We start from the raw sequence: 23,064 nt of genomic DNA, 5'->3' as shown, positions 1-23,064 counted from the left end.
TAGAAGTTTAGCCAGATGTTCGCCCCGGTTTTTACCGGACAGGACATCTTTTTTTCTATTAGCGAAATGCGTTAAATTGAGTAGGTATTCAGTTAAATATTTGAACTATGGAAGTTATTCAGGCAACAGAGTTACATATTTATGAAGTGGCGGTTTTGTTTGAAGCTTACCGCGCTTATTATGAGCAACCTCCGGATTTCGATGGTGCATTGGCTTTCATCACCGAGCGGATTGCCCAAAAAGACAGCGTTATATTTGTAGTATTACTGGGAGAGGAGATCATCGGGTTTACACAGCTTTATCCCATCTTTACTTCCCTGGGAATGAAAAGAGGGTGGTTGCTGAATGATCTGTATGTATTGGAAGAGCATCGCGGCAAGGGAGCCGGGAAGGCGCTGCTGGATGCGGCCAGTAATTACGGTAAAAAAACAAATGCTGCCTGGCTGATGTTACAAACTTATATTGCCAATACTACAGCGCAGGCACTGTATGAGAAAGAAGGATTTAAGAAGGATGTTAATTCCTTCTACTATTATAAGTCCCTGTAGTATTCAATATTTTTCTATTTAAGAGATGGACACAACAAAGAACCCGTGGACGATTCATTCAAGGGAAACGAAGTATGACAACAACTGGATTAGCGTTTGGCATCATGAAGGATTGAATCCCACTGGTGGACAGGGCATTTATGGCGTAGTACATTTTAAGAATCAGGCCATTGGGGTAGTAGCCCTGGACGAGGAGAACAACATTTACCTGGTGGGGCAATATCGTTTTCCACTCGAACAATATAGCTGGGAAATTCCCGAGGGAGGTGGTCCACTGGGTGAGCCGGCACTGGATGCGGCCAAAAGGGAATTACTGGAGGAAACAGGATTGGTAGCCAGGCATTGGGAAGTAATTACCCGGCTGGCGTTGTCTAATTCGGTATCAGATGAAACCGGGGTGGTATTCCTGGCCCGGGGGCTGGAGCAGCGGCAGGCAGAGCCGGAGGAAACAGAGCAGCTGATGGTGAAGAAGGTGCCTTTTGAAGAAGCCTACCGGATGGTAGACCGCTTTGAGATCACCGATTCGCTGTCTGTAGCGGCTATACAAAAAGTGAAGCTAATGATGTATGAAGGCTTATTAAACAAATAAACCCTTTACCTTTGCAGCAATGGAAAGGAAATTTAATGCTTTCAGAGGTGAAAGAAAAGAGGGCTCAAAAGGGCCGAAGAAATATGCTACCCAACGGCCCAAGCAATCGTCTATGATTATTGGTCGTCAGCCGATGATGGAAGCACTGAGTACGGGTAAGCCTATTGAGCGCATTTTTATGCTGCGTACGGCCACCGGCGATATTATCCCTCAAATCCGGGAACTGGCCCAAGCCAATAATATCCCGGTAAATTATGTGCCGGTAGAGAAGTTGAACGGCCTTACCCAGGCAAACCACCAGGGAATTATCGGGATTACCGCCAACGTTACCTACCTGGATTTACAGGATGTGATTTCTCATGTTACCGATAAGGGCGAAACGCCCCTGTTCCTGATACTGGATGGTATTACAGATGTACGTAATATAGGCGCTATTGCCCGCAGCGCGGTTTGCTGTGGGGCACAAGCCATTATCATACCTGACAAGGGCATCGCTGCATTGAATGAAGAAGCGATGAAATCTTCCGCTGGTGCGCTGGAGAAAATTGCCGTTTGCCGGGTGAACAGCCTCAACAAAGCTATTGATACCCTGCATCTCAACGGGATCAAGGTGTTGGCCAGTGAAATGGAAACGGAAATAAAATTATATGATTGTGACCTGAAAGAGCCGGTAGCGGTGATTATGGGATCGGAAGACAAAGGGGTATATCCTGCCCTGATAAAAGCTGCTGATGTGTTGTTTCGTATACCCATGGCAGGTAACTTCGAATCTTTTAATGTATCGGTAGCAGCAGGGATTATCCTGTATGAAGCGCTGAAACAAAGAACCATCAATATTTAGGGAGCAAAAGGTTTGTTATGCTAAAATTAATTGAATGCCCGCGCGACGCGATGCAAGGATGGCACCGGATGATCAGTACTGATGAAAAGGTAAAATATCTCAATGCTTTGCTGCAGGTGGGCTTTGATACGATTGATTTTGGCAGTTTCGTTTCTCCTAAAGCCATTCCCCAGATGGCGGATACGAAAGAGGTGCTGCCGCAATTGGATTTATCGCGTACCAAAAGCAAGCTGCTCGCTATTGTAGCCAACCTGCGCGGAGCAGAAGAAGCCGTGGTATATGATGAAATCAGTTACCTGGGCTTTCCTTTTTCCGTATCGGAAACTTTCCAGTTGAGGAATACCAATAAAACCATTGCCGAATCGCTCGAACAGGTGCATTCCATGCAGGAGCTTTGCATTAAAAACAGGAGGGAGCTGGTCATCTATATCTCCATGGGATTTGGAAATCCCTATGGAGATCCCTACAGCCCGGAAATAGTGCTGGAGTGGATAGCAGAAATGGTGAAGATGGACATCGGTATTATTTCCCTGGCAGATACCGTAGGGGTGGCTGATCCGGCTACGATCACCGGTTTGTTTAAACACCTGGTGCCGGCTTACCCGCAGGTGGAGATTGGCGCGCACTTCCACGCGGCGCCCCACAACTGGGAAGAAAAGCTCAAGGCGGCCTATGATCAGGGCTGCCGGCGTTTCGATAGTTCCATTAAAGGGATAGGGGGCTGCCCCATGGCTAAAGATGAACTGGTGGGCAACCTGGCCACAGAAAACCTGATCGCTTTCTGCCAGGAACACGGGGAATCACTGCCCCTGGATATGCAGGCCCTGGGCAAGGCACAGCTACTGGCTGATGCCGTTTTTAAAGATTAATTGTCAATCATGCAGTTTCATTTGAATGTTCCGGTAACACCGCTTCCGGCAACCATCCAGTATCAACAGGAATTGTTGCTGATGGGCTCCTGCTTTGCAGAAGAGATAGGCGAAAAGTTACAGGAGCACCGGTTTAATACACTGATCAATCCCCACGGTATTTTATATAATCCGCTCAGCATCACCAAAGCGCTTACCAGCTATATGGATGGGCAGGTATACACCCGCGAAGATCTTTTCCAGCACAACGATTCCTGGAATAGCTGGGACCATCACAGCCGCTTTTCCGGGCTTACGCCGGAAGCCGCGCTGGACCACATACAGGGCATGCAAACTGCTGCGGTGCGCGCCATCGATCATGCCGACTGGCTCATTATCACCCTGGGTAGCGCACATGCCTATGTGCTAAAGGAAAACAACCGCCTGGTAGGCAATTGTCATAAAGTGCCGGGAGGGAATTTTTACAAGCGTTTATTAACGGTCGATGAAATTGTAACGGCGCTCGATAACATGATGCACCGGTTATTTTTCCGCAACCGGAAAATTAATATACTCTTTACCGTTAGCCCAGTGCGGTATATCCGCGATGGGGTGGTGGAAAACAATCTCAGTAAAGCAGTATTGCTGCAGGCGGTACATCACCTGGTCAATAAATTCAACCGCCTCTTTTATTTCCCCGCCTATGAACTGGTGATCGATGATTTGCGCGATTACCGGTTTTACAAAGAGGATATGGTGCATCCGAATGAGCAGGCGATTCAGTATGTATGGGAGCGGGTAGTGAAAGGATGTATCAGTGAGGGCAGCCAGGAATTGCTGCACCGTATTGCCGAATTAAACAGGGCTGCCCGTCACCGGCCGTTTAACCCCGAAAGTCCGCAACACCAGCAGTTTTTGCATACCTATGCGGCCAGGGTGAAACAATTGATGGGCGAACACCCGGAGTTGCCACTGGATGATTTGCTGGCCTATTTTCAGTAAGTATCTCTGTAAAATAATTGAGGGAGATAACAGCCAACCAGTTGGCCGTTATCTCCCCCATATTTTTAAAAAAGCCTAGAGGGCAATACCTCTTTTATCTTTCAGGTAAATCAGCCCTACTACAAAACAGATCAGCGCAATACCTATCGGGTAAATCAATCCCGCCAGGTGATTGTTGGTATTCGTTACCAGGATGGTAGAAATAGTGGGTAGCAGTCCGCCGAATACCCCATTCCCGATGTGATAGGGAAGCGACATAGACGTATACCGGATGCGTGTGGGAAACAGCTCTACCAGGAAAGCAGCAATGGGCGCGTATACCATGGTAACAAAGATAACCTGTATAAATATCAGGATCACCAGCCAGGCAATGTTTACGCGGCTGACGGTGAGCTCTTTTTTAGCATCCGTTTCTTTCAGGATGCTGCCGTCGGTGTAGCTATGAACGCGGGTAGTTTTGGTCACCATTTCGCCGGCGTCATTTTTAGCGGTATTACTTTCTATGCGGAACAATTCCGTCTGTTCTTTTTTCAGGGAAATGTTGCCGATATTATCCATTGCCCGGTAGATGGGAAAATAGGCCAGGGCCGCCACCAGCATGCCGGTGAGCATGATCTTTTTCCTGCCAATGCGATCGGACAGAGAACCGAAATAAATAAAGAAGGGGGTACCCAGCAGCAGTGCAATGGCAATGATGATATTGGACTGTACAAATTCTATGTTCATGGTTTTCTGGAGAAAGGAGAGCGCATAGAACTGACCGGTGTACCATACCACGCCTTGTCCCATCGCGGCGCCAAAGAGCGCTATCATTACCAGTTTCAGGTTTTCTTTGTTGGCGAAACTTTCTTTGATAGGATTGGTGGAGGTTTTACCTTCTTTTTTCATTTGTGCAAACAGCGGTGATTCCTGCAGGCGTATGCGTATGTAATACGACATGATTACCAGCAGCACCGACAGCAGGAACGGGATGCGCCAGCCGTAGTTGTTGAAATCGTCTGGTGTCATCACCATGCGGGTGAGCAGGATAACGCCCAGGGAAACAAAGAGGCCGAGGGTAGCGGTAGTTTGAATGAAGCTGGTATAATAACCGCGACGGTGGTCGGGTGAGTGTTCGGCCACATAGGTAGCCGCGCCGCCATATTCGCCGCCCAGGGCCAGTCCCTGCAACAGGCGAAGCAGTAATACCAGTATAGGCGCCAGTACGCCGATGGTATGGTAGCTGGGAATGAGCCCGATGGCGAAAGTAGATCCGCCCATGATCAACAGCGTAAGCAGGAAGGTGTATTTACGGCCTACCATGTCGCCCAGTCGCCCGAATACAATAGCGCCGAAGGGGCGTACAATAAATCCCACGGCAAAGGTGGCGAGGGTGGCAATATAGGCCAGCTGGGGATTGCTGGGAGGAAAGAATTTCTCAGCAATGATGGCGGACAAACTGCCGAAGATGTAGAAGTCGTACCACTCAATCAGGGTACCTGCCGAAGAGGCCAGGATAACTTGCCAGATATTTTGCGGGGAAAGCGAGTTTTTCATAAGTGTTAATTGCTATGTCTTTTTTGTCGGTTGATGACGGCAGTGTGAAGTCGCTTTCAATCATATACCCCGGTAACATGCCCCTCGCGTCAGCGAATAAAGCGAATAAGATAATAAATATTTAGAACTGCCCCAAATATCCTGGCAAAAACTCCGGCAGGATAAACATTATAAATCTGTATAAAGCCTTATCTTTAAAGAAGGGGTCAATCATATACTATGAAGCCAGGTTTAATTGTTCACGTCAGCAGGGGAATAAGTGTATTGTTGTTAATTATTTTTGTAGGTAGCAGGGAGGTGGCCGCGCAGCAAAGCGTGAGCAATCGCCCTAAAGTAGCGCTCACCCTTAGTGGCGGCGGCGCCCGGGGACTGGCCCATATTGGCATCCTGGAGGCTATTGATAGTGCAGGGCTGAAAGTGGACCTGGTTACCGGTACCAGTATGGGAAGTATTGTAGGAGGCCTGTATGCCATGGGGTATTCCGGCAACCAGATCGAAGCGGTGGCCCGGCAGCTTCACTGGAATAGCCTTTTTGCCAACCAACCCGACCTCACCGACATTTCCTATGAAGAAAAGCGGGAGTACAACCGCTATATCATCGAAATTCCTTTTGAATATGGAAAGCCCAAACTGGCTTCCGGCGTGATTTCGGGGGAAGCCTTGTGGCTGGAACTGGCTAAATTGTGCTGGCCGGTAAAAGATGTGAAACATTTCAAAGACTTTAATATTCCGTTCAAATGCGTAGCCACCGATGTGGCTACCGGCCAGATTGTGACGCTGGACAGCGGCGAGGTGGTAACCAGTTTACGCGCCAGCATGGCCATTCCTTCTATTTTTACAGCGGTGAAAATTGGTGACCGTAAACTGGTGGATGGCGGTGTGGTACGCAATTTTCCGGTGGTTACCGCCAAAGAAATGGGCGCGGATATCGTGATAGGCGCCAACGTGAGCGGGGGATTACGTAAATCGGATCAACTGGTGACACCCATTGATATCCTTTACCAGCTTGGATTTTATAAAGATGCGGAAGATTTTCAGAAAGCGCGTCCCCTGTGCGATGTGTATATACCGATGAGCAAGGAGCTGGAAAATTACTCTGCTGCGAGCTTTGGCAGCGTAGACTCCATCATAGAAGTAGGCCGCCGGAAAGGAAAGGAGCTGTACCCGGTTTTCAAACACCTGGCCGACTCTCTCAATGCTTTGTACCCCGAAGCGCCCTTCCAGGCCAACCGGCTGCCATTTGCTGCCGATGTGGAATTGAGCAGTATTAATGTGTCGGGCCTCGTGCATTCCGATCAGAAATTCTTTTTGCAACGCCTGCATCTCAAGCCGAATGGCTGTTACAGCGCTACACAGATTAGGAATGCCATACAGAATGTATTTGGTACCCGCTTCTATAAACTGATCACCTACAACCTGGTGCCGGAAGGCTATGGCCGCAGCAGGATGGATATTACGGTAGAAGAAAACCCGCTCACCTACGTAAAGGTGGCGCTCAACTACAATACTTTTACCGGCGCCAATGCCGTTATCAACCTTACGCAGCGCAATTTTATTGTGCCCAACTCCCGGTCTTTTGTAACAGCAGTGATCAGTGAAAATCCACGCCTGGAAGCGGAGTATTTTAAATACCTGGGACGTAGCCGTAACTTCGGATTTGGCCTGAGCGCCTATTATGAAAACAATGGCTTTACTTTTTATGACGATAATTTCGCCCGGCAGCAACCTTACCGTAACAAGTACGCCAATGTGAATATGGACTTTCAGTATACGATTGGCCGGAATATGGCAATAGGCGCGGGTACACGCTGGGAATATATTAAATACAAAACACCGTATTCTATTTTCCAGGATGTACGGGGCAGCACTAACCAGTTTAATACTTATGTTTCTTATGGGATCAATTCGCTGAACCAGAAAGTGTATCCTACCAAAGGATTGTTGCTGGATTTTGAGGCCGGGTATATCTACAATCAGCATCCGGGTATCAAAGTGAGTCAGGATGGGGAAGAGCTGGACCTGGAAACATTGGGCGTGCGGTTCAACAACTTCCAGCGGGCGATGCTGAATATGAAGTATTACATTCCAACAGGGCGTAAATCGGCTGTGGAGCTGGATGGTAATGCAGATTTCAGTTTTAACTATCACCAATCAGTGGTGAATGGTTTTGTGGTAGGAGGGATGACTAACATTACGCATAACCAGGTGCCTTTTGTAGGAATTTATGAGGGAGAAGTGATTACGCCGCGGGTAGGCGCGTTACAAGTGGCCTGGCAATATGAGTTTATGAGAAATTTATATGCTATTCCGCGGGTGGGCGGCGCTGTTTATGATGGAGAGCTAACGGGCGGAAACCGTTATAAATACCTGAGTGGTTATGGGCTGGGAGCAGCTTACACCAGCCGTTTGGGTCCTATAGAAGCTACGATGATGTATTCCGATCAGTCGGGGCAGATTAAGTTTTACGTGAATATGGGATTTAATTTTTAAGCTGAGCGCATTCAGCGCTCAGCTTAAAAGTACTAATGCATTCTGTCGCCCCGCACATCTATATTTTGGAGTATTTCCGCTTCCATTTTCAGCCATTCCTGCCAGCGGTTTCTTACTTTTTCTTCCGGGAAATATTCATTGGCGAGGTCAATAAAGAGGCGGTAATGGCCTGCTTCAGACACCATGAACTTGCGATAGAATTCGCGCAGGTATTCATCTTCGAGGCCTTCGCTGAGGAGACGGAAGCGTTCGCAGCTGCGGGCTTCAATCAGGGCAAATATCAGGAGTGCATCGAGGAAGCTGTCATCGGCATGGCCTCCTTTCACGCGGTTATCCATTAATGCGTTTACGTAGTCGTCTTTGCGCTGCTTGCCGAGCGACAGGCCGCGCTTTTTCAGTTCGGCCAGCACTTGCCGGAAGTGGCCCCATTCTTCCGTAACAATAGGCGCCAGTTCCTCTACCAGCCTGGTTCTTTCCGGGTTGCGCTGAATCAGTGAAATGGCGGAAGATGCCGCCTTTTGCTCACAGTAGGCGTGGTCGGTAAGAATGTCCTGCAATGAAATAGCCGCCAGGTTTACCCATCGTGGGTCGGTAGGCAGTTTCAGTCCGAGTATAGATACTTTGCTCATGTGAATATAATCCTTGGTAGATCGCTTTTTTGCGAAGATAAAGGCAAAGTTTAAATTGTGCATCGCTAAAGAGGAAACTATGCATACTGCTGATATATCATTTCTATCCCAATTGCTCGATGAACGCAAGGCCCGGCAGGCATTTCGCGAGCTACGGCTACCGGGCGATAAAGTAGATTTTTGTTCAAATGATTATTTGGGACTTACCCGTCACCCGGCGGTGAGGGCTTATATACATACGCTGATGGAGGAGCGCCATCCGGCGCATGGCAGCACCGGCTCGAGGTTGCTGGCAGGTAATTACGAATGGATAGAATCGGTAGAAAAAGACCTGGCAGCCTTTCACCGCGCCGAAGCGGGATTGCTATATAATTCCGGCTACGACGCCAACCTGGGGCTGTTTTCCTGCATGGGGCGCAAGGGCGACACCATCATTTACGATCAGCTGATACATGCATCTATCCGTGACGGGGTGCGGTTGTCGGCCGCTCAGTCCTTTTCCTTTCAGCACAATGACCTTACCGACCTGGAGAAAAAGTTAAAATATGCCACCGGTCATATTTTTGTGGCTGTAGAATCTGTGTACTCCATGGATGGAGACCTGGCGCCGTTAGCAGGCATTGCCGCGCTGTGTAGCCAGTACCAGGCCCACCTGGTAGTAGATGAAGCTCATGCCACCGGTATTATCGGTGAGGCGGGAGAGGGGCTGGTGCAACAACTGCAGCTGGAAGCACAATGTTTTGCACGGGTACATACCTTTGGAAAGGCAGTGGGGTGTCATGGGGCTGTGGTACTGGGAACGACGCTGCTGCGGGAGTATCTCATCAATTTCTCCCGGTCTTTTATCTATACCACCGCTTTACCTCCTGCCTCCCTGGCTGCTATAGAAGCGGGATACGCTACTTTCCCCTATATGCAGGCAGAAAGGAGAAAGTTGTCGGAGCTCATTGAGCAATTCCGTGCCGGCATTTCACGCGCCGAGTTACTGCCTGGCCATACGCCTATACAAGCCGTGCTTACCCGTGGTAATGAAAATACCCGGCAAGTGGCGGCGCGGCTGCAACAGGCAGGCCTGGATGTGCGGCCTATACTGCATCCTACCGTGGCTAAAGGGGCCGAGCGACTGCGGGTGGTGCTGCATAGCTTTAATACTCCTGAAGAAGTAGAGCGGCTTGTAAAAGTATTGGAGGTGTAAGTGGTTATAAGACAAATTTGATGTATTTTACATATTACATCCGATCCGTATTATGAGAATCATTCCAGCTGTTATAACCGCCGCAGTTACCTTATCGCTTGCTTATGCTTTCAGCCACAAACTGGGCCAGGTACCACCCCTCGGAAATTTGTTAAGCCCGCAAACCGGTTTCTGGCAAAATGCAGAGCCAAATGGCGAATTTCCCCACGAACAATTGGTATTACCCGGCTTATTGGGCAAAGCAGAAGTATGGTACGACGACCGCATGGTACCCCATGTTTTCGCCGACAACGATGCAGACGCGTTTTATGTACAAGGTTATATAACGGCCCGCGACCGGCTCTGGCAGATGGAATTGCAGACCTACGCCGCCGCCGGGCGTCTCTCTGAAATACTAGGCACCCGGACTATTGAATATGATCGCCGGCAGCGCCGCCTCGGTATGGTATACGCCGCCGAGCAAACGGTGAAGGAAATGATGGCGGACCCTGATACTAAAACGGCCGTGACTTCCTACGCCGCTGGTATCAATGCTTATATTGCTACCCTTACACCGGCAACCTACCCGGTAGAATATAAAATACTCGACTATAAGCCAGAGCAATGGGATGTAATCAAATCGGCCCTGCTATTGAAATACATGGCACATGACCTGGCAGGGTTTTGCGAAGACCTGGAGTTTACCAACGCCCGCCGTCTCTTTTCCATGAAGGATTTCAACCTGCTATACCCGGATTTTCATGATGCAACCGACCCGATCATTCCCAAAGGAACCGCTTATGCTGCTGCGTCTGCAAAGGCCATAACACCACCGGATAGTATAGTGGCTGCCGATGCCGCCTTCATGAAATACCAGATGGATAAGCCCGATCCGGCCAACGGCAGTAATAACTGGGCTGTAGCCGGCAGTAAAACCCGTTCCGGCGCGCCTATCCTATGCAGCGATCCACATTTGGGTCTCTCCCTGCCTTCCCTCTGGTACGAAATACAGCTGCAAACGCCCGGTATGAATGTGTACGGTGCATCGTTGCCCGGCTCTCCCGGCGTCATCATTGGCTTTAACGATCATATCGCCTGGGGCGTTACCAACGGAGAAGAAGATGTAAAAGACTTTTACCGCATGCAGTTCCGCAACGGTAAACAAGAATACCTGTATAATGGCAGCTATCGCCCGGCTACGCTCCGCGTAGAGGACATCAAAGTGCGCGGTGGCGCCACTATACATGATACCGTTGCCTACACTGTATTTGGGCCGGTCATGTTCGACAATACCTTCCCGGATAAGACCACCCGTCAAACTTTCCTGGCCATGCGCTGGAAAGCACTGGATCCTTCCAATGAGCTGGCCACCTTTAACCGGTTGAATAAGGCACGCAATTACGACGATTACCTGCGGGCATTATCGATATATACCTGTCCCGCGCAAAACTTTGTATTTGCCGATAAAGCCGGTGATATTGCCATCTGGCATAATGGGCAATATCCATTACGCTGGAAAGACCAGGGTAAATGGATCATGCCGGGTACCGACAGCGCTTTCTCCTGGCAGGGATTTATTCCACATGAAGACCTGCCACATATCAAAAATCCTGCACGTGGATTTGTGAGCTCTGCCAACCAGCGTGCCACCGACAGCACGTATCCTTATCGTTTATATGGACATTACGACCTGTATCGCGGCGTGCGCATCAATGAGCGGCTGGCAGCTATGAACGCCATCACCACGCAGGATATGATGCAGCTGCAAAATGATGATAAGAACCTGTTTGCCGTCGCTGCGCTGCCAATGATCCGGCAGCATATCGACAGCAGTTCCCTGACCGCCCAGCAGCAGCCGTACTGGCAACTGTTGTCGTCGTGGGATTGCATGGCTACGCCCGACAGCAAAGGCGCTACCATCTTCAATACCTTCTGGACGCACCTGGAAGATACCCTCTGGGGAGATGAACTTCACCCCAAAGACACTACTATATTGGCTTATCCGCAGGCCATCACAACACTACAGATCCTGTTGCGCGATACCTCGTTTCATTTTATCGACAACATCAACACCCCACAGAAAGAAACTTTGTCGCAGTTGGTGCACGGTGCTTTTATCGCCACCGTAAATGAAGTGAGCGAGCTGAATAAAGCCGGCAAACTGGAGTTGGGCAAGGCCCGCGGAACCAATATCAACCACCTTTCCCGTGGCATCCCTGCTTTCAGCGCCCTTCACCTGAACACTGGCGGTGGTCAACATATCGTAAATGCTACCAAGAAAGACCATGGGCCTTCGTGGAGAATGGTGGTGCAGCTGTCGGATAAAACAGAAGCATACGGCATTTATCCTGGCGGACAAAGTGGTAATCCCGGCAGTCCGTTTTACGATAATGCAGTCAATGACTGGGTAGCGGGCAAGTATTACCTGCTGCATATCTTCAGCAAGGAAGAAAAAGATGACGCTGTAATCCGCTACAAGCTTGTGTTTACCGGGAAATGATAAAAATATTTCAAATAAATTTGGTCGGGAGTAAATAATTACTATCTTTGCACTCCGTTAAACAAAAACGGGGTGTATGATTCCCTAGCTCAGTTGGTAGAGCAATACACTTTTAATGTATGGGTCTTGGGTTCGAGTCCCAAGGGGATCACTGGAAGATTACAAAGCTCGCGCTAGTCGCGGGCTTTGTTGTTTTGGTCTATTTGTTAGTCTATCAAAGTGTGAAATACTAAAAATCGAGGTGAAACACCCCGATTTTTAGTATCTACACAGTTTATGAGATAGTGTCTCCTTAATCAGTCCTTAACTATTTTTGATAAAAGGGTGAGAATCTAATTGTTATCCTGATTCCCCGATTTTTAAGTTTACATACTTATTGAAATAGTCCCACTGTATTTCGTTTGACCAGTACCTTGAGTGTACTGGCTTTCTGTATTTGTCTTTATTGTTTGATGATCTTCGTCATATTCACTTCCTTTACTCCATTCTTAATCCTCATTATATAAACACCTGGAGGTAATGCAGAAATATCAAGCTGCGTGTTAACCGCGCTCACTTCACGATGCAATACCACGTGGCCATTCACATCAAACATACTCAAATCTGATTTTCCCTTGAAACCTGGAAGCTTAATGGTTACTACATTATTGGCAGGATTCGGGAATACAACCACTTTTTGCACGTCTTTTTGCACATCGCTGGTAACAAGATCATTTCCGCGGCTGGCAGTACCTAATTGTACCCGTAATGTATAACAAGAGGTAGTACTATTGGCTCCGCTGTAACCATACACCTGTGCATAATAGGTACCCGAACTAACAGTTCTGCTGATGCTTTCACTGGTGGTGCCACCTGCCTGTGAAATAGCGATCTGTGTACCTGCGCTGTTCAGCAGTTTCAGGTCATAATCGCCAGGCAACGTGCCTAATGTAATAGTAATAGTACCGCGGGTAGTAATCACAAACTTATAATTATCAATATCCCCACTCGGGCTGATGAGACCAGTGACATCCGTATTAAATGGAATGGTGGCGGCGCCGGAAATTGTTCCATTGGTTGAATTGTCTAGTGGATTTGAACAACCTGATGACGTTAAGGTCGTGAACTGTGCAGTGGCATATGTACTGCTGCCACCTGAACAATTTGTTCTTACTCTCCAATCATATAATGTGGCGGATGTTAATCCGCTTAAATTAACAGATATAGAAGCAGTTCCGGTTACGGCATTGATCCAGGTAGAGGAGGTATTAGGTTTATAATCAACATCGTAACTCAATGCACCACTTGCGGCGGTCCAGCTAACAGTAGCCCCGGTGCTTGTTACAGCTGAACTGGCGGAGCCAGTGGGTGCATTACAAGTGCCTGTTGATGTGGTAGTAAACTGTGCAGCTGAATAAGAACTGCTGTTACTGGCGCAATTAGTTCTTATCCTGTAATCATAAACAGTTCCTGCTGTAAGCCCTGTTAAGCCCAAAGAAATAGCTGTTGTTCCTGTTGCAGCATTGATCCATGTAGAAGATGAGGTAGGTTTATAATCCACATTATATGATACAGCGCCGCTTACAGCTGTCCATCCTACCGTAGCCGATGTAGTGGTAATAGCAGATGCTGTTAACCCTGCCGGAGAAACACAGGATGAACCGGATGTAATAGTGAAGTTAGTATTGGAAATATCAAAGAAAATATTTCCTACGGCTTCTACTTTTATTCTGGCTGTTGTTGTGGGTGTATTAGGAATGGTTACCACCTCACTACCGTCATTAGGAGTGCTTGCCACTAACGTGCTGAATGTAGTGCCTCCGTCTGTAGAGATGGATATTTTTACGTTGGCGCAACTAACAGGTGCCGCTGTTGTATTAGCTACATTCCACTTTATCGTTTGTGATGAATTGCCAGCCCATGATACAGCCGTATTAGGAGCTGTCACAGAAAAAGGCCCTGATGAATTGGTGACGGTTACTGTCATATCCGCAAAATTGGTCTGCCCGATAGTGACCGGTGCTGTAGAACTATAAGGAGCATTATCCCTTACAGTTAATCGGAAGCCCAATGTTCTTGAAACGGAACTCAATGCTTCCGTATTTGCTCCCGCATCACCACCTGGCAACGGGCCGGACACTAAACCGCCTGCAAGAATGGTCGCCATTTTGGGGAAATATCTTGTTGGTGTCGTGGTAGGGGCAAATGATATCCAGTTGGGGCCGGATGCTTTGGTAGGACTGGCCACACTGCTAGCTCCTGTTTGTGATGATGAAGCATTATCATTTTGCTCCCAGCAATAAGTCAGCACGTCGCCGGCATTGGCATCAGTAGCTGAACCAGTAAGTACAAACGGGGTGCTGACGGGAATAGTAAAATTACCACCGGCATTGACAACAGGTGTTGCGTTATTGCCGGATATACTGGTAGTTATTGGGCAAGTCTTGCTGGAAAGATTAGACTGGATTTGTGCAATGGAGGCGGCGTGATAAATATCAATAGAATGTGGCGCAATGTCCTGGCTGGTAATACCGGCATACCCCATAATACTAATACCTGAACCAGGTTCCACATTCACTCCTGTGCCTTCATTGCTCATAGAGAAAGTATGGTTAGCACCTAACTGGTGTCCTACTTCATGCACTACATAATCGATGTCGAAATTATCTCCCTGTGGAATATTGTCGGCAGGGGAGGTAAAGCCACTTCCTTTTGAATTATCGACGCAAATACAGCCGATGCAACCGGCGTTACCACCGCCACCGGATGCACCGAACAGGTGGCCAATATCATAATTGGCTGCACCAATCACAGATGTCAAGGTACTTTGTAACTCACCGTTCCATGCGCCACCAGCACCTGAACTGGCGTCGGAATATGGATCTGTGGTGGGATTGTAATAGAACACATTGGTAGCTGCCGCGATCAGGTTAAGGTGGATAGCCAGGTCTTTCTCATAAACCCCATTGCAACGGGTCAACGTAGCATTAACAGCCGCCAATACCAATGAAACCTGTGAAGCGCTGGTGGCCCCAAAATAATTTGAATATTCCGCAGTCACTGATTGGGCCAGCCGCAATGTTTTCATATCGCCGGTTGACCTGGCAGTAACGTTCGGGATCTGGCTGGCGATATTAGCTGCCATTTTTTGCTCCGGCGTAGAACACTTCCAGGGTAACGTCTTGGGTTGTTTTTTGAATACAGTGTACACAGTGTGGTCTGCAGAATAAGGTTCAATAAATTCATTTTCCTTTCCTGTACGAAAGACCATCGCCTGTATCCCCTGCGGAGAAATGCTCAGCTTTAATGTGGCATATTTATCGGTAATACCTTTTCCTGAAAATGCCCTTATTTCTGGAAACTTAGCCTGTAATGCAGGTTCGAAATTGGACGCTTCTATAATTTCGAACTGTTCAATTTGTCCGTCTGCATTGGGTAAATTGATAATTGTTGAATGTGCAGACTTATTACCGACGGATTTGAATGCTTCATTCCGCAAAGGAGTGAAATTCAGATCAAATAATTTGAAGTTAACCGGAAATGCAAGGCGGGCTACGGCTTTGTCGGTGGTAATCCTGGCGCCATCTGTGTGTGGCCTCCAATAATCCTGGGCAAACGATACTGTACTGCACAGCAATGCTGTTGCGAAGAGTAAGACTTTTTTCATGGATAGCTTAGATTTTGTTGTCAAAATGGTTAACATTATAAATGTAGTTGAACTCCCTGCGATTTTAATGCACTGGTTTGCAATATCCTCGCACAATGCCGGTATAATTGGAGTAAAGTTGTCTGCTGAAAGGCGCTGTGTTTTTATTATGATCAAATTGAAGTTGTCCGAAAGAATGATTTTTTCCAACCACCAAGATTTCTGTACACAAAGCTTTGAACTCATATCTTAAGGTGAATACTAGAGAACAGGAGATGAATAGATTTTAGAGAGGTTGATGAAATAGTTACAACTAATCTGGCAACTGTCTATATCTTGTATCTATTTGATTATCAATTATTTTAACTCGTGAAGTGATTTCAAATACTCATAAAAACCGGTTCGAGAATTGTTCTAACGGGATCACCACAGGGAGTAAAAATAGATACTCTGACATAATTAAAACCTTGTAGAAGCTGATTCTACAAGGTTTTTTTTGTTTTTAGTGATAAAGTTGTGAAAAGATAAGTAAGGGTAGAAAGTAGAAAAGGGATCAAGTTGAAAACTTTAGGGATAGCATAAATTTTAAGCATACAGTTTAGTTCAATCTCTAAAGAAAGAATTCTACATTCCGGCCCCTCGCAACGCATTTCTAAAGGACTTTATTTTTGCATTGAAAGATTCTGCCGCATGCCCTCCCCAAGGCTTTGCTAATTTGATCACTTTTTTTTACTACGCCACGCGCAATAGGCTCAAAACTTTCGGCCTGCTGTTGATTACTTTTCCTTAGCAGCCCCGGCTGCAAATCAGCATGCTATGTACAGGATCGCAGGGATTTTCTGTCAACGGATCAGAAATCAGGCGGCCAGCCATATTATTGGCGGGTGCTGTACTCAGTCGTGCAACAATTTTTTTACTCAAAACGAGTTTTTGTGAAGGCATTTTCTTTTTCATGACTTTTTCAATTTATGGTGACAGAGAAACATCTGTACTTTAAGGTACTGGATAATTTGCTGCCACGGTATCCCATAAAAGCGGGATTTTTCACGCAAAGAAGTAAGCTGAAACAACTTGAGAATAAAGTTAGCAACCACGGCGAGGATATAAGATACCCAATAGAGGTGGGCTTTGTTGTTTAGATCTACTTTACTCGATCAAATTGCGGATTTGCAGAGACTATTTCATTGTGATAAATTGAAGACAACCTGGTAATGAAAGAATCATATGCTCCAATGAAGTCATTTGAAAAAGTAAGTTCAAAGGTAACCTCTTTATTTTCCTTAGGAAGGGAACATTTCATTACGTGTGTAAACTTAATGAAATAGTCCCTGTTCTTACCAGGGTATTTCTCCTGTTTCGGGATTATTTTCCTCACTGAAGAATTTTCCTGTAGGGCCATCATTGTCAATTAGCGCATATTTTGCTATTCGTTTTCCGGCGTCTTCAACAGATCCGGGCCCACGATGTCCATTGAAATCTGTTTTTGTATATCCTGGGCAAACGGCATTTATTTTGAAGTTGGTATTTTTAAATTCGTATGCCAAAACAACCGTGTACATATTCATGGCCGATTTTGAAGAAAGATATACAACACCTTTGTAGTCGTAGTATTTATAGGTGGGATCACTGTGAAGGGTAATTGAGCCCTGGCTTGAACTGACATTTACAATACGGGGGGCTGATGAATTTTCCAATAAGTCAATAAATGCCTGTGTAACCCGCACCACACCGTAAACATTTGTATCATAGGCGGCTTTAAACTGGTCGATAGTTGAGTCAAGTGCCGTTTGTGGGTAACCACCATAAATACCCGCATTGTTAATAAGTATGTCCAGCACTTTTGTTTTCTTGCCTATTTCTTTGCGGGCCTTAATGACTGATTCGTCGTCTGTAATGTCGAGCGCGATAAGTTCTACATTGTTTAATCCCTTCGCATTTAATTTAGCGACGGCTTCAACACCGCTTTCTACATTACGGCTGCCGAGGTAAACATAAATTCCTTTTTGAGCAAGTTGCTGTACTATTTCAAAGCCAATGCTTTTGTTGGCTCCTGTTACTAATGCAAATTTCATTTCTGTGAATTTTATAAAGCAAAAGTAGAGGGCCAAAAAATAGCGGAAATGGACAATTCAACTTATTTCCCTGACAAATCTTGCCTGGGCAAAAAATCACTGGCACTTTTTCCCGTACTTTTCTTGAAGAGCCTGGAAAAATAATCTGGGTCGTTAAAGCCCAGTTCATAGGCCAGTTCTTTGACAGAGGTATTGGAATAACGTAATCTTCGCTGAGCTTCCGCCATTAAGCGGTTAATAAAATAATCTTTGGGCGATGTTCCGGCGTATTCTTTTACAATCCGGTATAAACTGTTTGTAGATAAAGCTAATTTTTCTGCAATTGCGTTGATGGAAGGTTGCTCTGTAAGGGACGTTTCCACGACTAATTTAAACTCGGTAAACTTTGAAAGGTTAGTGTTTAAGATATTAACGGGTCCTTTGTTTTTGAAATAGGCGCTGTTAAATTCTGATAGCAATGAGTTCAGATAGGCTAATATTATCTCTGTGTCGGTCTCATATTTATCTGAGATAAGTAGCTGGTTTAAAATTTCAAAAACCTTTATTACCCTTTCTTTTGCAGGATTGTCAAGAACCAGCGTTTGTGCATTGGAAGGGTTGACTAAAAAAGGAAACTGTTGTGGTAACAATGCCAATGTATTTTCATCAAACAGTAGCTTGAAATATTTAAGGTCGCCAGTTTTAGCGGGGGGCGTAAAAATTTGATTGGGCATTGCAAAAAGCAGGTGCCCGTCAGTAAGCGTAAAGTCTTGTGAGTCGAGATGATATGTAATTGAACCGCTTTCAATTAATACAATAAAATAAGAAGATAATCTGCGAGGTTGCAGGATTTTTTGTTGAAGATCAGCTGAAAGATAAGGATTGTCGTCCGAGCGGACCTTTATTCCCAGCTCATCATGTTTTAAGTCCTCGTATTTCCCTTTTTGTTCTTGCATATTATTTGCTCAAAAGTTTGTAAAGTATCGCCGTACAATGACGACTAACTAGGATTGGGTTATTACGAAATTCGCACTCTTTTTTTTATATTTCATAATCGCTTTTTTATCCTTTGAAGAGTATAATTTGTAATATGTGCATTTTTTTCCTCATAGTTCTCAAACAGATGGGCTACCGGAACCTGCTACTTTTGACCACTCATGTTTTCCCGGCCGAGAATCGATCCGCTAAGTACTATACCTGCCAAACTTAATACTATGGCTAGGATTGCGCCTGCTTTTCCACTGCCCGACCCAAATACAGCACCTGCTGTTGTAGCGAAATGCATGATACTGGAAGTAATTGCAAGTAAGCCTAGCGCAAGAGCTGCTTTTTTTCCTGTTAAAGAAGAACGTTTCCTGGCCCGAATGGCAAAGACTATACTTAGTACACTTAAAAGCAATTCGGCTAATCCGATAGCGCGCGCAGGCGTGATACCTTTTACATAACCACCTTCGTTAAAAAGGCCTGGCTTTTTTGTTTCAGCAGCTCCTGTTTTATTTACTATGTTGGCGCCCTGAGAAAATGTTTTTGTAGCTGTAAATAAACAACCAGCTACGATTAAGATTACGGATAGAATGAATAAGGTAATTTTTCCCATATCGATATGTTTATACTTTCAATTGCAAAGTTATCATTTCTAATGAAAGACAAAATTGTAAAAAAACGACATGCTGTTATGTAAACTCTACCGTACCTCTGCCGGCTGCTGCCAGCGATTTTCTTTTAAAATATTCTTTGGGGCTGATCCCGGAAAACTTTTGGAAATCATGAATGAAGTGCGATTGGTCGTAATAGCCGGATTCGACACCTATTTCGGTTAAAGATTTGTCTTGAAAATCTTTAGTGAGAACAGAATTAAATCTCATGATCCGCAAAAATGACTTTGGCCGGAAACCCGATAATTCTTTGAATCGTCTTTCGAATTGTCGCAATGACAGGAAATTGGTATCAGCTAAAGTTTGTATCGAACTTGTATGATAAGCATTCACGATAGTGGTAATTGCGGAGGAAATAGGTGAGTACTCGGTTCTTACATTTTTTAGCCTTGCTTCCAGGAAGTTTGACACAATTTTCGCTCTTTGGGCATTATTGGACGCCAATATCATTTTATCTTCAAGGATCTCACCATCTTTTCCCAGTACAGCGTTCATGGCGGCATAATGATCGGAAAGTTCGCTTGCCGGTAGGCGAAATAATTGAGGAAATGCATGAGGATACAGGAAGATACCAAAAATGCCAAAGTTATCATTGTTTAAAGTTACCCGGCTAAAGGTTGCTGTTTGTCCGAATATGCCCGAAGTAAGCGTGGTGTCTTTACGATGCTCCATACCATATTTGAAATGTCCTTTGTAACAAAAGATAAATTCGGGGCAAGGATAGGCAAAGGCATGATGAACATATGGAAGATTCCCCTCTACAAACCAGTAGAATCGAACATAGTCAGTAAGATGTTTGGGCGGTTGTATGATACCATATTCCATGTGTAATCCGGATGAATTGCTTGTGTAATAGCTGAAAAATCATATTGATTTTTCAGTGGGTTTACTTTTTATTATTTGTAAAACACTCTCTGCCCAGTTTCGGACATCCTGGCAGTAAGCGGCTGCATCCAAGGTGCTAATACTCAATATATCTATTTCCCAGTCAAATCGATTTAAATTTCGTTGCTGCTTATTTTCAATACCATGATTATAATCGGATGAGTTTTGATGGAACTCAATAAATTGTTTCGGGGATACGCCTTTGTAAAGAAAGCCCTCGAGTAATTTGACTGCTTCATGAGAATATGCAGGGTCGTAACCATCTGTTTGCAACATATAGGTGATTACAAGTAAATGGTGAACCTTGAAATAGGATGGATCAGAAAATTCAATTGCCAGGCAATCATAAAATTTTTGTTTCCACAATCCACTTGTGTTGGTATTTGTTTCCATTTTGTTCATCCCAAAAATAAGAAAGATATCCTGACTTTAAAAGATAAGAAAGTACCAATTATTGTTGTATGGCTTGAAAATAGGTTTTGCGGGCACAGCTTGATATAATCAGCAGTGCCCGCAGTATATTTATTACGCTTCCAGCGCCTTTGCAATATTATTATCCGGGATAAACCAGAGTACTGCCACCAGGAAAATCAGTACGCCGGAAATAGCCGTATTTACGAAGGTCGTTCCAATGGCTACCAGGTAAATGGTAACAGATAACAAGGCTTTGCGTTGTTGCCGTTTCAATGCCACCTGCATCTCTGGGGAATAAGGATTGGATTTGACAATAGTGAACTGCAGGATAGTAAAAGCGCCGCCTACTAACATCAGGAATAATGCATAAAGGACAACCGTATGCGCCGCGAAATGGTTTTCTCCCATCCACGCGGTGGCAAAAGGAATCAAGGATAACCAGAACAATAAATGTGCGTTGGCCCAGATAATGGATGGTGTCACTTTTTTGACCGTGTGTAGCAGATGGTGGTGATTGCCCCAATAGATAGCTACATAAATAAAGCTCAGGATATAACTCAATGCTACCGGGTATAACGGCAACAGGTCCTTCCACTCGGCGCTGTGCGGCGTTTTTATTTCCAGGACCATGATGGTGATGATGATGGCGATTACGCCATCGCTAAAGGCTTCCAGCCGGCTTTTGTTCATAAATGATATCGTTGAGGAAATAAATATAAGGGAAAGAATGGCTTGCTCCTAAATATAAGACAATTTCATGCCTGTTTATTTTAATAAATTGAGTACCTTTTAATTAATTATCATCATCAGGATAATACAATTTGAGGTAACCCAACAGGAACGAATTTTATGAATAAACTATTGATTGTACTTGGCGCTCCCAATGATCATTTGGGGAACTTATCACAAATAGCGGAAGACAGGTTAGCATGTGCTTATAATTTCTATGACGCAAACAATGATTTTAAACTTGTTTGCACAGGAGGTTTTGGTCAACATTTTAATACAACCGATGAGCCGCATTATTATTACGCCAGGAAATATCTGACAGACCGAGGCATCCCTGTGGATGCTTTTCTCAACTGTCCGTCTTCTTCCAATACCATCGAAGACTTTCAAATGACGAAAGATTTGGTGCTTGAGGAGCAACCTGATATCCTGGTAATTATAACATCCGATTTTCATCTTACAAGAGCCAGGGCGCTGTTTTATAGGATTATCAATTACCCCAGGGTTGTTTTTATACCGGCTCCTTCCTCTTTGCCGGAAGAACGGCTTTTGGCATTGATGGCGCACGAGGCCAGAGCACTGAAGAAGCTAAATGAGGCGGAGTCGATATAACATTTTATGATACAATTCAAATCATCCTATGTGGTATAAATTATATTTGTTAACCGGTGTCATTTTATTGGCTGTTTCATTATACAAATTTAAACAGTCTATTGATTTTATCCGCAGAAGTGAGCGGACCGTTGGCACTGTTATCTCGCAGGAAGAGATCGACGGCGCCTACTCGCCGGTTTTTGCCGTAAAGACAAAAGAGAATGGCCAGATTATTTACCATCATGCGGCAGCAAGCAATCCAGCGGCCTGGGATATCGGAGAAGAAGCTACCTTTTTGTACGATCCGGGGAATCCAGATTCCGCTAAGATGATGAGTTATTTCTGGCTTTTCAACTGGGCAATACTTTTTCTGGCAGTTGCTATTCCGTTGATTATTGTTGGCGCGGGTTACTTTTTGCTTAGTCCGCTGATAAGATTGCCAGAGACGACTACCATTGCTAAAAAGAGAATTATTTAAAGTTAAACAGATGATCATATATCTCATTTTTATAGTCGTTGGGGCGTTACTGTTAGCTGCTGCGTTAGCGGCCCTGAAAGGAAAACTGGACTTTGTGAAAAATGGCGAAAGAGTGTTGGGTACTGTTGTACAACTTGTTGAGAAAAAGGATGATGAGGGCACCTGGTATGTGCCTGTTTTCGATATCCACGGCCGGCAGCAGGAAACAATTACGAGCCGACATGACACTGCATCTTCGTCTGCCGAATGGCAGATAGGTGAGAAAGCTGCATTTATATTTGAGCCGGGAAAGCCGGATACACTAAGGTTTCTCAGCTACTGGGAAATTTTTGGCTGGTCATTGAGCCTGCTGGCGGTGGCAGTAGATCTTTTGCTGATTGGCGCCGGTTATTTCCTGCTGAGAGGATATTGGGGTACGTAATGTAACGAAGCAGCTTTACAAGTTGCAGGCAGGATAAAAATGGAAATTTAATACG

21 protein-coding genes and 1 tRNA gene are annotated in these 23,064 nt (G+C 45.5%); 12 read left to right on the top strand and 10 right to left on the bottom strand.

Annotated elements, in window-relative coordinates; all coding sequences use genetic code 11:
* Positions 1-107 precede the first annotated feature (107 nt).
* From FHW36_RS27050 to FHW36_RS27030, 5 genes are read left to right on the top strand one after another with little or no spacing between them, the layout of a single operon-like run.
* Positions 108-548, top strand: a complete 441-nt coding sequence (locus tag FHW36_RS27050) for a GNAT family N-acetyltransferase (protein ID WP_145673918.1) — start codon at positions 108-110, stop codon at positions 546-548.
* Positions 549-573: 25 nt separating this feature from the next.
* Entirely contained in the window at positions 574-1,137 is a 564-nt protein-coding gene (locus FHW36_RS27045) for an NUDIX domain-containing protein (protein ID WP_145673915.1), read from the top strand.
* 19 nt (positions 1,138-1,156) lie between these two features.
* On the top strand, positions 1,157-1,978 hold the full coding sequence (gene rlmB / locus FHW36_RS27040) for a 23S rRNA (guanosine(2251)-2'-O)-methyltransferase RlmB (RefSeq protein WP_145673911.1): 822 nt from the start codon (positions 1,157-1,159) through the stop codon (positions 1,976-1,978).
* A 17-nt stretch (positions 1,979-1,995) separates the two neighbouring features.
* Positions 1,996-2,847, top strand: a complete 852-nt coding sequence (locus FHW36_RS27035) for a hydroxymethylglutaryl-CoA lyase (protein WP_145673909.1) — start codon at positions 1,996-1,998, stop codon at positions 2,845-2,847.
* A gap of 9 nt (positions 2,848-2,856) precedes the next feature.
* A complete protein-coding gene (locus FHW36_RS27030) occupies positions 2,857-3,828 on the top strand; it encodes a GSCFA domain-containing protein (protein WP_145673907.1) in 972 nt (323 codons plus the stop codon).
* 75 nt (positions 3,829-3,903) lie between these two features.
* Here FHW36_RS27030 and FHW36_RS27025 read toward each other — a convergent pair whose 3' ends face one another.
* Positions 3,904-5,364, bottom strand: coding sequence for an MFS transporter (locus tag FHW36_RS27025; RefSeq protein WP_145673906.1), 1,461 nt, complete (start codon positions 5,362-5,364; stop codon positions 3,904-3,906).
* Positions 5,365-5,583: 219 nt separating this feature from the next.
* Here FHW36_RS27025 and FHW36_RS27020 point away from each other — a divergent pair, with 219 nt between their 5' ends.
* The gene (locus FHW36_RS27020; protein WP_145673905.1) at positions 5,584-7,854 is read left to right on the top strand and encodes a patatin-like phospholipase family protein; all 2,271 of its coding nucleotides are present in this window, start codon (positions 5,584-5,586) and stop codon (positions 7,852-7,854) included.
* Between the two features lie 32 nt (positions 7,855-7,886).
* Here the strand turns inward: FHW36_RS27020 and miaE are convergent, their stop codons facing one another.
* On the bottom strand, positions 7,887-8,483 hold the full coding sequence (gene miaE, locus FHW36_RS27015) for a tRNA-(ms[2]io[6]A)-hydroxylase (RefSeq protein WP_145673904.1): 597 nt from the start codon (positions 8,481-8,483) through the stop codon (positions 7,887-7,889).
* A 79-nt stretch (positions 8,484-8,562) separates the two neighbouring features.
* Between miaE and FHW36_RS27010 the strand changes: the two genes are divergently transcribed.
* The 3 genes from FHW36_RS27010 (at position 8,563) to FHW36_RS27000 (ending at position 12,308) form a co-directional block, all read left to right on the top strand.
* Entirely contained in the window at positions 8,563-9,678 is a 1,116-nt protein-coding gene (locus FHW36_RS27010; protein WP_145673902.1) for an aminotransferase class I/II-fold pyridoxal phosphate-dependent enzyme, read from the top strand.
* Positions 9,679-9,730: 52 nt separating this feature from the next.
* Positions 9,731-12,157 (top strand): penicillin acylase family protein, encoded by a 2,427-nt coding sequence (locus tag FHW36_RS27005; RefSeq protein WP_145673900.1) that lies wholly within the window; start codon positions 9,731-9,733, stop codon positions 12,155-12,157.
* A 78-nt stretch (positions 12,158-12,235) separates the two neighbouring features.
* Positions 12,236-12,308 (top strand) — tRNA-Lys (locus FHW36_RS27000).
* 291 nt (positions 12,309-12,599) lie between these two features.
* Here FHW36_RS27000 and FHW36_RS26995 read toward each other — a convergent pair.
* The 8 genes from FHW36_RS26995 to FHW36_RS26965 all read right to left on the bottom strand — a co-directional run bounded on the left by FHW36_RS26995 (position 12,600) and on the right by FHW36_RS26965 (position 21,477).
* Entirely contained in the window at positions 12,600-15,803 is a 3,204-nt protein-coding gene (locus FHW36_RS26995; protein WP_145673899.1) for a zinc-dependent metalloprotease, read from the bottom strand.
* Positions 15,804-16,568: 765 nt separating this feature from the next.
* The gene (locus FHW36_RS30625) at positions 16,569-16,736 is read right to left on the bottom strand and encodes a hypothetical protein (protein WP_186452621.1); all 168 of its coding nucleotides are present in this window, start codon (positions 16,734-16,736) and stop codon (positions 16,569-16,571) included.
* A 380-nt stretch (positions 16,737-17,116) separates the two neighbouring features.
* Positions 17,117-17,854, bottom strand: a complete 738-nt coding sequence (locus FHW36_RS26990) for an SDR family oxidoreductase (RefSeq protein WP_145673897.1) — start codon at positions 17,852-17,854, stop codon at positions 17,117-17,119.
* 62 nt (positions 17,855-17,916) lie between these two features.
* Positions 17,917-18,789: an AraC family transcriptional regulator gene (locus tag FHW36_RS26985; RefSeq protein ID WP_145673896.1), complete on the bottom strand. Its 873-nt coding sequence runs from the start codon at positions 18,787-18,789 to the stop codon at positions 17,917-17,919.
* A gap of 185 nt (positions 18,790-18,974) precedes the next feature.
* Positions 18,975-19,430, bottom strand: coding sequence for a DUF6223 family protein (locus FHW36_RS26980; RefSeq protein ID WP_145673894.1), 456 nt, complete (start codon positions 19,428-19,430; stop codon positions 18,975-18,977).
* Between the two features lie 76 nt (positions 19,431-19,506).
* The gene (locus FHW36_RS26975; RefSeq protein ID WP_145673893.1) at positions 19,507-20,313 is read right to left on the bottom strand and encodes an AraC family transcriptional regulator; all 807 of its coding nucleotides are present in this window, start codon (positions 20,311-20,313) and stop codon (positions 19,507-19,509) included.
* A 39-nt stretch (positions 20,314-20,352) separates the two neighbouring features.
* Entirely contained in the window at positions 20,353-20,766 is a 414-nt protein-coding gene (locus FHW36_RS26970) for a DUF5946 family protein (protein WP_145673892.1), read from the bottom strand.
* A gap of 132 nt (positions 20,767-20,898) precedes the next feature.
* Positions 20,899-21,477, bottom strand: a complete 579-nt coding sequence (locus FHW36_RS26965; protein WP_145673890.1) for a TMEM175 family protein — start codon at positions 21,475-21,477, stop codon at positions 20,899-20,901.
* Between the two features lie 159 nt (positions 21,478-21,636).
* On the opposite strand from FHW36_RS26965, the gene FHW36_RS26960 reads away from it, so the two are divergent.
* The 3 genes from FHW36_RS26960 to FHW36_RS26950 all read left to right on the top strand — a co-directional run bounded on the left by FHW36_RS26960 (position 21,637) and on the right by FHW36_RS26950 (position 23,009).
* On the top strand, positions 21,637-22,128 hold the full coding sequence (locus FHW36_RS26960; protein ID WP_145673888.1) for a YdcF family protein: 492 nt from the start codon (positions 21,637-21,639) through the stop codon (positions 22,126-22,128).
* A 67-nt stretch (positions 22,129-22,195) separates the two neighbouring features.
* Positions 22,196-22,588: a DUF3592 domain-containing protein gene (locus FHW36_RS26955; RefSeq protein WP_186452620.1), complete on the top strand. Its 393-nt coding sequence runs from the start codon at positions 22,196-22,198 to the stop codon at positions 22,586-22,588.
* Positions 22,589-22,598: 10 nt separating this feature from the next.
* On the top strand, positions 22,599-23,009 hold the full coding sequence (locus tag FHW36_RS26950) for a DUF3592 domain-containing protein (RefSeq protein WP_145673884.1): 411 nt from the start codon (positions 22,599-22,601) through the stop codon (positions 23,007-23,009).
* Positions 23,010-23,064: the final 55 nt, after the last annotated feature.

Origin of the sequence: Chitinophaga polysaccharea (assembly GCF_007829335.1) — a bacterium.
In the GTDB taxonomy this organism is placed as follows: Bacteria; Bacteroidota; Bacteroidia; order Chitinophagales; family Chitinophagaceae; genus Chitinophaga; species Chitinophaga polysaccharea_B.
The sequence above is the reverse complement of the archived record's forward strand: the minus strand, read 5'-3'. Positions and strand labels throughout refer to the sequence as shown.

Excerpts from the sequence above, each read along its gene's own strand:
- FHW36_RS27050 (WP_145673918.1), top strand. The coding sequence starts at position 108 with ATGGAAGTTATTCAGGCAACAGAGTTACATATTTATGAAGTGGCGGTT.
- FHW36_RS27045 (WP_145673915.1), top strand. The coding sequence starts at position 574 with ATGGACACAACAAAGAACCCGTGGACGATTCATTCAAGGGAAACGAAG.
- rlmB (WP_145673911.1), top strand. The coding sequence starts at position 1,157 with ATGGAAAGGAAATTTAATGCTTTCAGAGGTGAAAGAAAAGAGGGCTCA.
- FHW36_RS27035 (WP_145673909.1), top strand. The coding sequence starts at position 1,996 with ATGCTAAAATTAATTGAATGCCCGCGCGACGCGATGCAAGGATGGCAC.
- FHW36_RS27030 (WP_145673907.1), top strand. The coding sequence starts at position 2,857 with ATGCAGTTTCATTTGAATGTTCCGGTAACACCGCTTCCGGCAACCATC.
- FHW36_RS27025 (WP_145673906.1), bottom strand. The coding sequence starts at position 5,364 with ATGAAAAACTCGCTTTCCCCGCAAAATATCTGGCAAGTTATCCTGGCC.
- FHW36_RS27020 (WP_145673905.1), top strand. The coding sequence starts at position 5,584 with ATGAAGCCAGGTTTAATTGTTCACGTCAGCAGGGGAATAAGTGTATTG.
- miaE (WP_145673904.1), bottom strand. The coding sequence starts at position 8,483 with ATGAGCAAAGTATCTATACTCGGACTGAAACTGCCTACCGACCCACGA.
- FHW36_RS27010 (WP_145673902.1), top strand. The coding sequence starts at position 8,563 with ATGCATACTGCTGATATATCATTTCTATCCCAATTGCTCGATGAACGC.
- FHW36_RS27005 (WP_145673900.1), top strand. The coding sequence starts at position 9,731 with ATGAGAATCATTCCAGCTGTTATAACCGCCGCAGTTACCTTATCGCTT.
- FHW36_RS26995 (WP_145673899.1), bottom strand. The coding sequence starts at position 15,803 with ATGAAAAAAGTCTTACTCTTCGCAACAGCATTGCTGTGCAGTACAGTA.
- FHW36_RS30625 (WP_186452621.1), bottom strand. The coding sequence starts at position 16,736 with ATGAAAAAGAAAATGCCTTCACAAAAACTCGTTTTGAGTAAAAAAATT.
- FHW36_RS26990 (WP_145673897.1), bottom strand. The coding sequence starts at position 17,854 with ATGAAATTTGCATTAGTAACAGGAGCCAACAAAAGCATTGGCTTTGAA.
- FHW36_RS26985 (WP_145673896.1), bottom strand. The coding sequence starts at position 18,789 with ATGCAAGAACAAAAAGGGAAATACGAGGACTTAAAACATGATGAGCTG.
- FHW36_RS26980 (WP_145673894.1), bottom strand. The coding sequence starts at position 19,430 with ATGGGAAAAATTACCTTATTCATTCTATCCGTAATCTTAATCGTAGCT.
- FHW36_RS26975 (WP_145673893.1), bottom strand. The coding sequence starts at position 20,313 with ATGGAATATGGTATCATACAACCGCCCAAACATCTTACTGACTATGTT.
- FHW36_RS26970 (WP_145673892.1), bottom strand. The coding sequence starts at position 20,766 with ATGGAAACAAATACCAACACAAGTGGATTGTGGAAACAAAAATTTTAT.
- FHW36_RS26965 (WP_145673890.1), bottom strand. The coding sequence starts at position 21,477 with ATGAACAAAAGCCGGCTGGAAGCCTTTAGCGATGGCGTAATCGCCATC.
- FHW36_RS26960 (WP_145673888.1), top strand. The coding sequence starts at position 21,637 with ATGAATAAACTATTGATTGTACTTGGCGCTCCCAATGATCATTTGGGG.
- FHW36_RS26950 (WP_145673884.1), top strand. The coding sequence starts at position 22,599 with ATGATCATATATCTCATTTTTATAGTCGTTGGGGCGTTACTGTTAGCT.